This window comes from Psychrobacter sp. H27, from assembly GCF_059072655.1.
Genome location: NZ_JCACRX010000001.1, coordinates 318,751 through 333,629 on the forward strand (window position 1 = coordinate 318,751; position 14,879 = coordinate 333,629).

General features: G+C 43.1%; 7 protein-coding genes and 1 tRNA gene. 3 read left to right on the top strand and 5 right to left on the bottom strand.

From position 1 onward, the window contains the following. Positions 1-63: 63 nt before the first annotated feature. Positions 64-1,245 carry an iron-containing alcohol dehydrogenase gene (locus AC5JPY_RS01255; protein ID WP_493851838.1) on the bottom strand — a complete coding sequence of 394 codons (1,182 nt, stop codon included), beginning with the start codon at positions 1,243-1,245 and terminating at the stop codon, positions 64-66. 241 nt (positions 1,246-1,486) lie between these two features. On the opposite strand from AC5JPY_RS01255, the gene AC5JPY_RS01260 reads away from it, so the two are divergent. Beyond that, a complete protein-coding gene (locus tag AC5JPY_RS01260) occupies positions 1,487-2,260 on the top strand; it encodes an IclR family transcriptional regulator (protein WP_493851839.1) in 774 nt (257 codons plus the stop codon). A gap of 218 nt (positions 2,261-2,478) precedes the next feature. On the opposite strand, the gene AC5JPY_RS01265 is transcribed toward AC5JPY_RS01260, so the two are convergent. From AC5JPY_RS01265 to AC5JPY_RS01280, 4 genes are all read right to left on the bottom strand, one after another. Beyond that, a complete protein-coding gene (locus AC5JPY_RS01265) occupies positions 2,479-3,375 on the bottom strand; it encodes a 3-hydroxyacyl-CoA dehydrogenase (protein WP_493851840.1) in 897 nt (298 codons plus the stop codon). Positions 3,376-3,849: 474 nt separating this feature from the next. Then, positions 3,850-3,925: transfer RNA gene (locus AC5JPY_RS01270), tRNA-Arg, on the bottom strand. A 68-nt stretch (positions 3,926-3,993) separates the two neighbouring features. Then, positions 3,994-4,803, bottom strand: a complete 810-nt coding sequence (locus AC5JPY_RS01275) for a hypothetical protein (RefSeq protein ID WP_493851841.1) — start codon at positions 4,801-4,803, stop codon at positions 3,994-3,996. 72 nt (positions 4,804-4,875) lie between these two features. After that, positions 4,876-5,334, bottom strand: a complete 459-nt coding sequence (locus AC5JPY_RS01280) for a hypothetical protein (RefSeq protein WP_493851842.1) — start codon at positions 5,332-5,334, stop codon at positions 4,876-4,878. 491 nt (positions 5,335-5,825) lie between these two features. On the opposite strand from AC5JPY_RS01280, the gene AC5JPY_RS01285 reads away from it, so the two are divergent. Both AC5JPY_RS01285 and AC5JPY_RS01290 read left to right on the top strand, forming a co-directional pair. Continuing rightward, positions 5,826-10,319, top strand: a complete 4,494-nt coding sequence (locus AC5JPY_RS01285; protein ID WP_493851843.1) for an exodeoxyribonuclease V subunit gamma — start codon at positions 5,826-5,828, stop codon at positions 10,317-10,319. A 60-nt stretch (positions 10,320-10,379) separates the two neighbouring features. Beyond that, positions 10,380-14,861 carry a UvrD-helicase domain-containing protein gene (locus AC5JPY_RS01290; protein WP_493851844.1) on the top strand — a complete coding sequence of 1,494 codons (4,482 nt, stop codon included), beginning with the start codon at positions 10,380-10,382 and terminating at the stop codon, positions 14,859-14,861. Positions 14,862-14,879: the final 18 nt, after the last annotated feature.

The window sequence follows — 14,879 nt, forward strand, 5'->3', positions numbered from 1 at the left end:
TTTAAACAGGTGTGTTATTGGGTTGTCGATAGTAAATGGAAGTAGTGTTGGTATCACAGAGTGCTAGGCGTGATCCGTGCTGCTGTCATCCCACAGCATGGTGTAAAGCTGAATCATTTCTTCCAGATTGGGTATGCGTGGGTTGTTATTGGGTGAGCCCGACGCAAATGCTTGCTCGCACATGGTATTGACGAGCTTGTCAAAGTCGGCTCTCTGCACACCAAACTCTGCCAATGTGGGCACGTGCAATTCTTTGTTTAAGTTTTTGAGAAAATCGATCAAACGGATGTTGGCGTCATTATCTGTATCACTAGAGTTAGCGACGCCTAATGCGCGTGCGCAGTCAGCATAGCGGTCGGGCGCGCTTGAGATACCAAATTCGGTAATCGTTGGCAGTAGCATGGCGTTCGATAGACCATGTGGCACATGGAAAAACGCACCGATCGGACGGCTCATACCATGTACCAGCGCAACTGAAGAGTTGCAAAAAGCGATACCAGCCAAGGTAGAGCCGAGCATCATGGTCTCGCGAGCCGTGTCATCTTTGCCATCGTGATACGCCGTTTGGATATTGGGTCCAATCAGGCGCAGCGCCGCCAATGCTTGCTGATCACTGTAGGCATTGCGTTTGGGACTGATGTACGCTTCGATGGCATGGGTCATCGCGTCTATGCCCGTATCTGCGGTGGTGCGCGGCGGTACGCTAAGCGTTAGGGTATAGTCGATAATCGCTGCTATAGGCATGAACCCCATACCCACGCACAACAGTTTTTCGTTGTTCTCATCATCAGTGATGATGGTAAAGCGGGTGACTTCTGAACCTGTGCCAGCAGTCGTTGGGATAGCGATGATAGGTAAACCAGCTTCATCGACTTGACGAGGAAACTTGTAGTCACGCATGACCCCGCCAAACTTACCCAGTATTGAGATAGCTTTGGCGCTATCGATAGGGCTACCGCCACCTAATGCAATAAGACCATCATAGTCTTGCGCTTTGACTTGCGAGACGCCTGCGCTGATAGACATCTCAGTAGGTTCTGGAACAGTGTCCGAAAACACATCAGCACTGATTTTCGCTTCTTCTAAAATGTGTTGAATATTATCGACATAGCCAAGTTTGACCATCATATCGTCAGTGATAATCAGGGGGTTTTTGATACCCAAACTCTTTAATATCTGCGGTAGCTTTTGGCAAGCATCGCGTCCGATCTCCATGGTCCTTGGCAGAAGGATACTGTGCGACATAATTACTAATCCTTGTATTAATGACTTCCATTATCAGCTTGCTAGGTCGTTTATTTGTCATGCGTATTACCGACAAAATCAATCATACCTAACAATTAAATTTCACATAACGATAAATATTTTCTCGTTATGTGAAAGGTAACAGAATATGTTTATAATGACAAGACGCAAAAGCGTAAATTTTATCGTTATAATGAATAAATTTATTTGCTGAGCGTCAGCTAAAGGTTTGGAGTAATTAATGAGTGAGGCTAAGAAGAAGAAAGGATCGAGTGTTGAACGTGTTTTGCAGATTGTAGAGGTGCTGGCAAGCTCTCAAAGGCCAATGAGTGTGAGTGATTTATCAGAAATCTTGGAAGTGCCTGTACCCAGTATGTATCGATTACTGGATCAATTGCAGGGTCTTGGATTTATTCAATTAGACCTGCCAGGGAAAGTCACTTGCGGAAAGCGCACGTATAAGCTTGCTATGAACTTGTTGCAAAACAGTGATTTTAAAAATGAGAGATTGGCAATACTAAATGAGCTATCAGCGAAAATAGGGGAGACAGTTGGTATTGCGATTTTGCAAGATTTAGATGTGGTTTATGTTGATCGCGTCATGTCAGACTGGCCATTGCAAATATTTTTACCTTCTGGTACTCATGTACCCGTGTGGGCCAGTGCCAGTGGCAAGTTACTACTGGCACAGCTGTCAGATGACAAGTGTGAGCGTATCATTGAAAAGATGTCGATACATGCGCTCACGACCCATACCCAAACGGATAAAAAGCAACTCATGCAGACAATTGTAAAAACACGTGAGACCAAGGTGGGTATAGATAACGAAGAGTTTATTCCGGGGATGGTCGCCTGTGCGGTGATGATTCCCAATGGCGAGCAGCAAGCATTTGCTACGCTATTTACTCATGGTCCAACCGTTAGAAAAAGTATGGATGAGTTACTCAGCTATGTGCCACTGATGCAAGAGGCCGCTAGTGAATTGTCTGTTATCTTTAATCAGAATTATGAATAGATCATTAGTTGATGGCATTGGTAGTTGATGAAACTGAGCAATGAGTTTTGATACTTTAAAAAATGGTATACCCAAGCTATAGATATCAAAAAAACCCTTGTAGATTAAATACTACAAGGGTTTTTATTTGTTTAAATAGTTATCAGTGTGACTCTACTAATCTACTAAGCGATGACTGGTGGAGTTACCGCTTTATTTAGCAGGTTTTATACCGTTTATCATTTCAAAAAATCAGGATTCATAAAGGCAGGGTTTGGATAAGTATAAAACCCTTCACCAGTTGCGGACCCTAGTTTGTTTTGATCAATCAACTGCTCTTTTAAATACTTAGCAGCCTTAAACCTTACTGGGTTTTGAGTGGCTTCAGCAGATATTTTGGTGATGTTGTAGGCAGTGTTGATACCGATAGTGTCCAATATAGCAAATGGACCTGACGGCGCGCCAGTGACTATCATCCATGTCTTATCTATCGTATGCGGGTCGGCAACCTCTTTTGCCACCAATTGCAGAGCTGCATCTATAAAAGGCGCTAATAAACTATTCATGATGTAGCCAGGCTGCTCTTTATCAAGCGGCGTTGCTACCATGCCAATGGCAGTAGCAAAAGCAACAACATCATCAAACACTTGAGGATCTGTGCCAGGATGTCCCATGATTTCAGCGACATTGTGCATCCAGATTTTATTGGCAAAATGAAGCGCTAAAAACTGGGCAGGGCGTCCTGTTGATTCTGCAAAATGGCTAGGAAGCAAGGTTGAAGTGTTGGTGGCAAAGATGGTTTTCTCTGGGGCTAGCTTGGCCAGCTTTTCATAAAATTCGATTTTGATCTTGGGGATTTCGGGAATGGCTTCTATCATGAGATCGGCATCTTTGACCGATTCTGCTAGATCTGAAGTATAGCTCAGATTGTCAAAGGCTTTATCTAACTGCTCTTGGGTTGCCCTCAAGTCTTTTCGAAAAGCCTTACACATCAATTGAAATTTTGATTTTGCCTTTTCTAAGACCTCATCATTAATGTCATAAACACTGACATTAAAACCATGAAACGCGGCTTGAAAAGCGATTTGGTAGCCTAGGACGCCGCTTCCTGCGACAGTTACATTCTTATACGTCATTGTAGTCATTTCCTAAATATAGTGGATATAAGTTGCTAGATAAATGTCTAGAACCTATGAGCCTATTATTAGATTGTTTTGCGCGATTATTCAACCTTAATTTTTATCAGTGTACCGAAAGTATTACTAGTTAAGTACCCAATATGCGAACTTATCTTGACTTTTATATTGTTAAACAATTCAACAGCTTACTTTTGATATTATAATTTTTATGACTTATTTTTTTGTAGTGATTGATATCGTAACGATATTTTTAATGACTATCGATATCAAAAAACTATCAATAAAGTTATGGAGGAGGGAAAAGGGTGGTATGGGTATTAAGCCATGTATTAGTGATTCGCTACCAAATTAATGGTGATAAAAGAGTGGGCATTAGTGCTGTTGGGTAGTGATAGGCAGTCAACAAAGAGAACCATAGAATATGAGCGGGATAAAACAGGCTGAGATAAGATTATGTCTAAATACAATGATTGGTGCGCCCACCAAGACTCGAACTCGGATCGATCGCTTAGGAGGCAATTGCTCTATCCTGTTGAGCTATAGGCGCATTGTGGAGTGACATTGTAGAAAAAAGCAGTCGTAAAAGCAATCAGCAAAAAGGTAAATACAAATAATTTATTGCGATTCGCTATTACCAAGCGCATCAGCGACATTTACTGGGTTATTACCGGATGCCTTGCTCGCCTGTGAAGATGGTTCAAATAAGTCATTTACACTGTTCTCATAGCCATTGATATTATAGTAATCGTATTTTTCTAATATAGTTTGACCAGCACTTGAGAGTAAAAAGTTACGGAAACTAACGGCAACAGGATTATCGGTCAAAACCACACCTTCAAGTGCTTGATCATCTTTTAGAGCATAATTGAAAGAGGTTAGCGTGCGTGCTTCTTTGTTGGTGCTATTGGCAGTAATGTCAGCCTTATCAGCCTTATCAGCCTTATCGTTATCCGTATTGCTATTGACCGAATTAGCACCTGTTTGATTTTGATTACTACTATGTTGAGTGGCCTTTAGCTTGTCTTGTAGGGGCGAGAGACGCTCTTTGGACAGCTCGTTATTGGCAATAATAATATCTGTATCAGAGATAAGATCAGAGCGTTCGTCGTTCGATATCGTTAGTAACGTATTAGCAGGAATATAATTCGCCAAAACTTGTATATGAGGATAGCGAGACTCAAAGCTTACAATAACGTCATCTATCGGTACTTGTAGGCTTTGTTCTGCACGAATAGAAAGCGTACTGTCAGGGGAGGTGTCCGTGCTTTCTTCGTTTGCGGCAGGTGCAGGTTGCGTCTCACTGGTTATGATAGGCAGCGGGTCTGTATTTTTGTGATTACTGGTCCACAACCAAGTAAAGAGAGCGATAAAAATTGCTACTAGCAGCGAAATTAATCCAACCAGTAGCAGTTTGTAGTCTTTCATATATTACTGCTCTCTATCTATTAATGGGGTCATCTTAAAATTTGTATCAGGCACTATATATTAGCGTTGTATTCAAAGCTTGTGATCCATAACTTCATCAGTTAACTCTGCCAACATATCCGCAAACACATCTTTTTCCGTGGAAAGTGATGAAATGATTTCGCTATCAGTCACTTCTTCAGAGCCCATTGCTTGATGAGCTGCTAATGGTGATTGTCCCGCTGTCAGTCTGTCTTTTAACCATTTAAAGCCATGTGTCTCCCACCACAACTCAAAACGCGATAACGTGCTACCACGCACTGCAGCAGGTAAATCTAATGTGCGTAGTTTTTGTGCCAATATAGGATCGCTAATAGCTTGATGAATACTAAGATATAGTGAGCGACTGTCATCAATATACGGACGCCTATTTTGCCATGATCTGTCATCGATTTTCATACGTGGTAGGCACCAAAGCTCACCACGATAATAAACAACGTACGACCGCTGCTTAGGATGGACAAAAATAGCATCAATAGGACGTAATGGCATAATATTCAATTACCCTGTAAAAAGTATCGTTTTAGTATAGGGTGTAACAGCTGATTTGAAAAAAGCCACGCCCTTCATCTTGTCATAGTCAAAACACTTATAACTATATTCATGCTCAATGCGACAATGGGTGTCGCAAGATATTACAGTACTGGTATTTATACTAGCAAACGATAACCATCAATGGCACACTGATAAATAGAGTTGTTTTTTATCATCTCAATATCTATTACTATCGTTACCAAGACGCTTAGGTCGTCAATATAATGACTTTTGCTCATGATGATTAGCATGAATGACCTACATACTAGCAGAAATACAGTACAGTAACGACTACCAAATATGTATTATGAGTGTTGTCTTCAGCGCTGTTCATGCAGTGACTGATTGCTGATACGAGGATTTTACGAGTATATATCAGTCCATAAATTACAATAAACAGCCTTTCTTAGCATTCGTATTCTACGCCTACTTTAATCAGATTATTGTCTATGTTTACCATTATTCAGTCACACCGTACCGAAAACCTTGTCGATCAACTACTTGAACAATATCAGTCAAAAAGCCAGCATGTTTTTGAGCCCTTTATTGTTATTGTGCCCTCGATGGTATTGGGTGATTGGTTGGATAAAACAATTGCCAGCCGCGCTGGGATTAGTACATTGGTGCGTACCAAGTTTTGGGGTCAGTATCAATGGACACTCATGCAAGATGTGCTCACCCGGCACAATGCCTATTTGTTAGAAGCAGATCCTGAAGCGGCTACATTGAATGTGCCAGAAGTTGCTGTGTTGTCGCCCACGGTGATGCAGTGGCGCCTGTTTGGTTACCTCACTTACTATCAAGAGTTGATTGTTAAGGATGACACCCACCCAGTACATCCGCTACTGGCATCCTTGATTGATGATCCGCAAGTAGGAACGACGCAAGAGGGCGTACAACAAGACAATGCGCAAAAAGATAAAGCGCAACAAGACGCCCGTATTTGGCAGCTGGCAAGTGATTTAGCAAGAGTGTTCAACCGTTACTTGACCCACCGTGAGGATTGGCTTGCGCTATGGTCACATAATACGCCGCTCAATGTAGATGCATTGATAGCAGATAAAGATGCGTTATCATTACGCTTTGATCAGTACGCACGCGGCACGCCGGAGTGGTTGGTGGCGCATTATGTAGAGCTTGAGGCAGCGCAGCGATTCTTATGGTCGCATCTGTTTGCCGACGTGCATCAACACCGTGTAAGCATTGAAAACACTTTTTGGTCAGCTCTGGAAAATAATAACGCGAATGAACGTGCTCAGTTGCCCAAAGTATTGCGTATTTTTACTATTCAGCAACTGCCGCAAACCGAGCTCGATTTTTTGCAGCAGTTGTCTAAATATATGAAGATCACCCTATTACATTATAATCCTTCTAAGCTATTCTGGGCGGATATTGTCGATAAGTCTTGGCTACAGCGCCAGCAAATCATTAACCCTGAAAGCGTATTTTTACGTGATTATGGACATAGCTTACTGTCACGTCTGGGCAAGCAGTCTCGTGATACTTTTGCCATGCTTGCCAATTTATCAGGTAACGAGCAATATCAAGAGGATTTGGTAGAGTGGCACGATAGTTTTGATGATAATCTGAGCCGTATCAGTGATGAAAGTGAGCACAGCATGGCTGATTTTGGTCGCTCTCAAGACATACAAAACAGCCCAAGTTTATTGCGACGTTTGCAAAATGACGTATTGATGCTTGATGAGCAATCGACCCAGCAAGCTGCGGCAACAACAGTCTCTCAAGCCGTAAATGAGCAAATAGTGTTGGGTGCTGAGCCAGAGTCGCCATGGTATGACGATGACGTACTAGAAAACAAGCGTTTTGAAAAGGATCGTTTGTGGGCAATCTCTGCTCAAGATAATAGCCTAAGTATTCACTCCTGTCATAATTTGCAGCGTCAGCTTGAAGTACTACGTATTATGATTGGCCGTTGGCTCAATGAACCTATTAAAGCTGGTGAAAAAAAACGCCATATATCAGATATCGTGGTGTTATTGCCTGATGTCGAGCGTCATCATGCGCTGATTGGCTCTATTTTTGTTAGTGGCAAGGGTCAAGATGGCTTAACCTTGCCTGCGAAGGTGACGGGTGTTGTCGATGCAGATATCCGTCAGTTATGGGAAGCGATTATTGGGTTTTATAAGCTGCTCGGCAGTCATAGTGCCCGTTTTGAGGCGGCCGAGGTTTTAGACTGGCTGATGCTGCCGCCCTTATTCGAGAGTTTTGGATTGACCCGTGAACAGATGAGCCGTGGCTGCGATCTGCTGCTAGAAGCAGGCTTTGTCCGTGGTTTTGATGAATGGCATCTGAAACAAACTCTAGATATTAACGACTATGATTATCGCTTTAGTTTTGCTCAAGCATTAGACAGATTGACTTTAGGCCTTGTGATGCCAGAAGCGAGTCTTAGTGACTGCTTGTACCCTTTAGAGGAGGGGGAGTGGCCAAATACTACTGTGCCCGAGATGAGCTTGCCACTGGCGCAGGTCAGCCTAAATGACGCCATGATTGTAGAGGCGCTTTGCCGTATCTATACAGGCTTAGTGGCAAGGCGTGATGATCATACACAAAAAATGAAAGCAGAAGATTGGTTAGATCAGATTGAGACCCAAGTGATCCACCGCTACTTTGGTGAAGTTGACCAAACGCGTACCATGCGTGCCATCTACAATGCGATGAATGGTTTTAAATCAAGCTTACGTGCCAATCGTCACTACAGACAGTACTCTAGTGGTGATATTGACAACAGAGAAGTGGAGCAAAAGCTGGCAGGCGTTGAGCAGTTGCCACTAAAGCTGAGCTTTATGCTAGACAGTATCGAAGCTGAGCTTGAGAGTCAGCAGGTCAGTGCGGAGCCTACTGGAGTGATTACTTTTGGGCGGTTTGGTGCGCTTAGAAACGTACCATTCGAGCTAGTGGTGATGCTCAATATGGACCTCTCTGAGTTCCCAGGACGTGATCGTGATAACCGGTATGATTTGATGAAAGCGACTAATTCACGTCGCGGTGACAGAGTCAGCGAAGATGACGACAATGGGGCATTTTTGGATGCGCTGCTATGCGCTCGCAGTGCATGCTGGATGTTCTACAATGGTCAAAGCTTGACCGATACCCATGAACACCTACCTGCCAACCCAGTGAGTGAGTTGCTACAGTTTTTACAAGGTGAGGTACAGTGGCAGGTGAACTCACTTGAGACGTTGTCTGAGGATGTCGATCCAACGACAGAAAGCCTTAAACGTTATCTACCAAAGCTCATCAAGCAGTGGCTGGTTACTGAGCATCCAGCCCTGCCTTTTCATAAGAGTTTGTTTGAAGTAGATATTGAAGGAGTTTCTGAGCGAAAGACTGATGCGTCTAATGTCAATGCTGATCCAAGCAATACGTCTCATAATATTAGCGATAGTAACCCTGATACTGCAGCAGCCGATGAGCTAGATAGGTTGCTAAATAAAGCCATGCGCAAAACCAAACTGGCTCAGAAAAAACAATTTCCGCCTGCACCCCTGTGGCAAGCAGTGTTTGAGACACTGCAGAAAAGAAGATCTAGCGATTATCCACAACTGATTGGCTTACCCACAAAAGCACAGTACGAAGCCGTTGCTCAAATGCTGGGTCATCGCTTGGGTGGACTGGGGAGCATAAATCATCAAACCGTGTCTACATTAGCCAATATGCTAGGACTCGATACTTCTACTGCTGCTAATGATATGAGCGATAGGACTCAGGCGCTCACCCGAATGGTGCGTGATACCGTATTTAACATTGGCGAGATAGATATTGAGGGTATGCTGGTGTATCAAGTGCGCCATCCTGCCAAAGCGTTTTTGCGTACTCAAAAAGTGCATGTGGTACAAGGTGAGGAAGCGATGGCGCATCAAGAGCCATTGTTTTTGGATCACCTGACAACTTATCAGATTAAAGATCATTTAATTAAAGGGTTGGCCATCGATAAGCGTACTGATAACACGGCTCAGCAAGATAGCTCAACGTTAATGTATCAAAAAATCATACCAGCAGGGGTGGCGCGCCAAACCACACTACCCAATCAACAACAAAAATTACAGCAGCAGTGTCTAGAATTTGAAGAGCAGTTGATCGCTAATGGTTTCGGTGAGAGTATTGTACCTAATATAGGTAGAACAGAGGGTATGGCAGATTTGCAGTTACTTACCCCGACCATAGAAAAACCAGTTGAATTGTCAGATTTGGCGGCTGTGCTCAATCATGTGAATAACGACTCAAACAGTCAGATAGACATAGATGAATGGCTTACATTACTGCCTAAATCCATTAAGATAAAAGGCCCCGTACCAGTATCGGCACAATCGGATGTTCATACTCAAGAAACAAGTGGCTATGCTGAGCAATCGCCCAAGCAGTGGTTAAACATACTACCCAATTCTGCCAGTCCAAAACATCTACTTAAGTTTTGGTTGTCCCATCTATATTGGCAAGTAGCCAGATGCACCACAGCTGAGCAAGTGGTAGCAAATGATGGCGTGAGTATTTGGCGTTTTAATAAATCTAGCTCAAAAGTAGATACCTACAAAAATTTCATCGCATTTAAACTAAGCCCAATCGTCTATGAAGATGCAGTGATAGAACTGATGAAATGGGCAATTTTTGGCAACCTATCGGGTCAAACCCCAATCACATTATTACCTGAGTATGCGCTCAATTATCTGGCTAAGTGCTCAAAATCGCAAGCAGATGATAATGAAAGTGGCAATTATTGGCCAAAACGAGCAGATTTTAAAGATTGGTTAAGGTCTGATGATCATTTAGATACGGTATACGATACTTGCTCGCAGCATGCTATTTGGCAATATGTGCTGCGTGATCAAGACGCCTTTAGAGCCTTATCAGCGGCGTTGACCACCTTGGCGCAGCCGTTGTATGCGCCGATGTTTACGGCACTAAAAGGATTGGATAGCTAGTGCTTAGTGTCTTTTTTATTCTTTTGATCTCATTAATAATAATTAAAAGTATGCGCTTATATGACAGATTTTACTGATACAGCCGATATTATTGAACCTTCTGTACAACCAAATTTATTTGATGATCATTCAGATGTTTTGGGTGACTCAGGGGCTATAGCTGAAGAAAAAGAAGAAATAGCGCCAGCGGTTGCTGTTGCATTAACGGGTCGGCATCTTATCGAAGCCTCAGCGGGGACAGGAAAAACGTGGACGCTGACTGGCATTGTGCTACGACTATTGATTGAAGCGCGGCGTGCGCCAGAGCAAATCATCGCCACAACCTTTACTCGAGCTGCCGCCGCCGAAATGCGTCAGCGCATCCACGACCGTCTGGTAGAGTTCTATCAGCTATTACAGTGGGTCAACAACCTGAGTGCAGATACCAATAATAAAGATAAATTATATCCCAACCTATTGCAGGTGCTGCCTGACAGTAACGATAACAATAATAACAAGGGTAAGTCGGAAAGCAATGATTCAAGCGTCGAATCAAATACCGAAATAGATGTTGATGAGTTTAATCAGGATGCTAGCCATGATAAGCAGATGGCTAGAGAAAAGCGCGCACAAGTCAAAAAACAGCGTGAAGAGTGGTTAATAGAGCAAGCCGAACATGTACGCCTAGATGGCATCATGCAAGATCCCGTGAATCTGCACTTGGTCGGTTATTTGCTTGATCATGTGTATAGCTATCCTATGGCAGAGGCGATTCGGCGCACTGCATTAGTATTAACGACGTTAGATAAGCTATTCGTCGGTACGCTCGATAGCTTGGCGCAAAAGTGGCTGGTCGAGTACAGTAGCGAAACTGGTCATCAGCAAGGTATGACGATTATCGAAGACAGCAGTATCGAGCAGGTTACTGATAGTATTATTCACGATGAGCTGCGTCAGTTTCAAAGCCGTTTGTATCATGAGCAGCCCAAACTATATGCGCTTATGGACCAGCAGGGTAAGCTGACTGCAGTAGGTGATCATAAAAAATTCGTTTCTCGCTCGCTAAATTTTATTTCTGCGCCGATTGATGAGATTGTGATAAGTGACTTTTCATTCGAGGGTTACGAGCGGCTTATAAATACTATTATTGAACGCAGCGATGAGCTTGATATTTTTTTCAAACCTAACGGCGAGTATTATGATGTTCCAAAGGGACAGCTGCAAAACAATAGAGATTCATGGCCTAAAATTATTCAAGCATTAGAAGATTTTGGAGCAGCTGCATATAGGTTTATATGCTCAAGTAAATACCCAGAAAGATTGATTCAAGCTTTTCTAAAAACTGACAATATTGGTAATCAATTTCGTGTACAACAAGATGGAAAAAGAATTAATTTAATATTTAACGAGCTGCAAGTCGTTCGTGATTTTAAACGATACATCGAACAAAGCAAAAAGCTGGATGAATACATAATTACTATTTTAGCCAACCTTAATCGTCATATCGTTCTTGCCGTACGCAACAGACTGCCCGTCATATTAGAGGAGCGAGGGGAGACCACCTTTAGTCTACAGATGGTGCGCTTAAACCAAGCATTAACGGGTCGGCAAGGCGATAAGCTGGCGCGTTATATACGTCACCATTACCCAATTGCATTAATTGATGAGTCGCAAGATATCAATGGCGAGCAAGCCATTATGATCGAAAGTATCTATTTGCCAAAGAGTAAACGCAAACAGTCGGATAATGACAAGAAATCCACCACCAAAAAATCCAACCATGAGTTTTTGCTACTGGTTGGTGACCCAAAGCAGGCGATCTACGGGTTTCGTGGCGGTGACGTGACCAACTATAATTATATGAAAGCGCAGTTTGACAAAAGTACCATTTGGACGCTCAACACTAACCGGCGCTCCACTCTCAGTTTGATTAATGCCCTCAACTGCTGGTTTGGTATACCTACAGCAACAACTGCTGAGAACAAGCTGGCGCAGCTAGGCAGTGGTATTTATTATCAGCACAGCAAAGCCGCAAAAAAGCAGAGTGAATTGTCTTGGTTTAAGAATTCAGACGCAAAAGATAGTAGTTTGATGACAGAGGTGCTCTCCACTCAGCCAGTGAGTGTACTGCACTTGCCTAATGGAAAAGATAGCGAGCTTGACTATGGTGAGTATGAAATCACCGCACGTCATATTGCTAGCTTGCTCAGTAGTGGTCAGACATTAAACGATCAGCCGATTCAACCCAGTGATATTGGGGTGCTGGCACGTACCAAAAAAGATTTAAAACAGGTTGAAGACGAGCTGGTAAAACTTGGCGTGCCAACCTTGACCACCAGTGATGTCAGTATCTTCGAGACAGTTATGGCAGAGGATGTCGCAGCGCTACTCAGTGCCATGCTCTATCCATATCGTCATGACATGATCAATCGAGTGTTGACCAGCCATCTGTACGGACTGAGCATCAAAGATGTCCAAACTATGATGACGGACCATGAGTCAGGTGTGGTTGAGAGTGATGACGGACTTAATAGTATTAATCCAAATAGTAGCGATGTTCGAAACATAGAATATAAAAAGAGCTATCAGGATTTTATTACGTATCTAAAGGAAGGGGTACAGCGCTGGCAGCATTTTGGTATCTTGTTAGCGCTGCACTATTTATTGGATAGAAGCCCCATACAGTCACAAGGCGTTTGGCAAGCTCTAGCCGCTCATCCAGAAGGTGATCGACATATCATGGATTTACGCCATGTGATGGATGTATTGGCACAGTATGGCTTAGGCATGGGTGAGCATGAGCTGCTGGCTTGGTTTAGGCAACACATAGAGACCGCACCCAATAGTGATTGGGCGAAGCAGTATCCGCTACCGACAGAGTCTGGCGTGCAGCTGATGACTATTCACAAGTCAAAAGGACTGGAGTTCCCCATCGTCTATGTACTGGGTATGGGAGACGCCAGTAGGAAGTCGGGCAATAATGAAAAATATGGGCTGTATTTATATAATGCCCAGCAATCGCCTTCAGCGTTAGTACAGCAATCCACAGAAGGTCAGTCAATAGGCAATCAGCGCCGTTTTTCTGCGTTACAAGGATCTGCCACTAAAGAAGCTTACTTCACTGATATCGAGACAAATGAAGGTTTTGATGAGCTACGCCGTCTTGGATATGTGGCATTTACGCGGGCTAGTGAGCAACTTTATGTGGTGTTGCGAGATCCTAAGAAGAATACAAATCCTGAATTAAGGCCAGTATTTTATTGGTTTGACTCTGCAGACGCAAAATTTGAATTACCTGACAGGCTAAAAGGCACGATAGGCATGCTTAGAGGGCATAATATCAATGAGTTTTATAATAGCAATCATGCTAAAACAGTAACGTCGACAGATACCAAGCTTACCATCGTACCCACGACAGAAACTATTGAGTATGCTGCTTTTATTGATGTCATGAAAACGAGCTATTTTTATGGTTGGGCGAAGACCAGCTTTACGGCATTGGCTCGTCAGCTAGATGAATCAACGCAAGCAATGGCTGTCGTAGATGAGCGTATTGATGATGCGATAGATATTGATATGGCAGACACTGCAGTGTCGTTAGAGCCTTATCCTAATAGTAGCCTTGATAGTAATGCGTCTCTCGAAAAAATTGATGAGATGAGTCTCAAGTCTGAAGACGATATTCGCTTTACCTTCATAAAAGGCGCTAATGCAGGTACGTTTTTGCATGAGATATTCGAAAAAATTGACTTTAATAACAAATTGCAGTGGTCTGGCGTGATCGATAGAGCTATCAGTAGTTATCAGCTACCGCTGGTGTATGGCAGTGCTGAATATCAAAGCCGTAGAGCACAAGGCAACCGAGAAGAGAGTGCTGTCTCACTTAACGCTGACGCAATAGATACAACGAAGCACGAGGCGTTGATTGCTTGGATTGAAGAGGTACTAAATACCCCCTTATTGGCGTCCAATCAACCCTTATGTGCTCTGGATGCAAATCAGCGTTTTGCCGAGTTAGAATTCAATATGGGACTGTCAGAGCGCTTTAAAGCAGAGGATATCAGTCAATTATTTCAACAGTATCTACCGGATGACACAGACAAACATGTCAATCTCGTGCCGCAAAATAGAACGCACTTGTATCGTTACTTGCGCGGTGAGATTGACTTGGTTTATGAACATGCTGGCAAGTATTACGTAGTCGATTATAAGAGTAATTATTTAGGAAATAGCCTAAGCGATTATAATGAAAATACGCTCAAAAAAGCCATGTCTAAAGCAGGATACTGGTTACAAGCAGCAATTTATCAAGTAGCACTACATCGATTCCTTTCAATGAGAATCGCTGATTACGCAGGTAATGAGGACAAGTATCTGGGAGCGGTAGAGTATGTTTTTCTACGAGGAGTATACGATCCCAGCGCTCAAGCTGCTGCTACCGTATCACAAGAGACTAATGAAACGAGCGAACCACTACACAACGGTCACTACGGACTTGTGACTTGGAATATCCCAATTGATTTTGTTAAGGGGTTGGATGCGTTGTTTGGTATGCCTGATTAGCGAGCGCTGCATAACGAT

What these genes read in the sequence shown, in the direction of transcription:
- AC5JPY_RS01255 (WP_493851838.1), bottom strand. Translation starts at nt 1,245, where the DNA reads ATGTCGCACAGTATCCTTCTGCCAAGGACCATGGAGATCGGACGCGAT.
- AC5JPY_RS01260 (WP_493851839.1), top strand. Translation starts at nt 1,487, where the DNA reads ATGAGTGAGGCTAAGAAGAAGAAAGGATCGAGTGTTGAACGTGTTTTG.
- AC5JPY_RS01265 (WP_493851840.1), bottom strand. Translation starts at nt 3,375, where the DNA reads ATGACGTATAAGAATGTAACTGTCGCAGGAAGCGGCGTCCTAGGCTAC.
- AC5JPY_RS01275 (WP_493851841.1), bottom strand. Translation starts at nt 4,803, where the DNA reads ATGAAAGACTACAAACTGCTACTGGTTGGATTAATTTCGCTGCTAGTA.
- AC5JPY_RS01280 (WP_493851842.1), bottom strand. Translation starts at nt 5,334, where the DNA reads ATGCCATTACGTCCTATTGATGCTATTTTTGTCCATCCTAAGCAGCGG.
- AC5JPY_RS01285 (WP_493851843.1), top strand. Translation starts at nt 5,826, where the DNA reads ATGTTTACCATTATTCAGTCACACCGTACCGAAAACCTTGTCGATCAA.
- AC5JPY_RS01290 (WP_493851844.1), top strand. Translation starts at nt 10,380, where the DNA reads ATGACAGATTTTACTGATACAGCCGATATTATTGAACCTTCTGTACAA.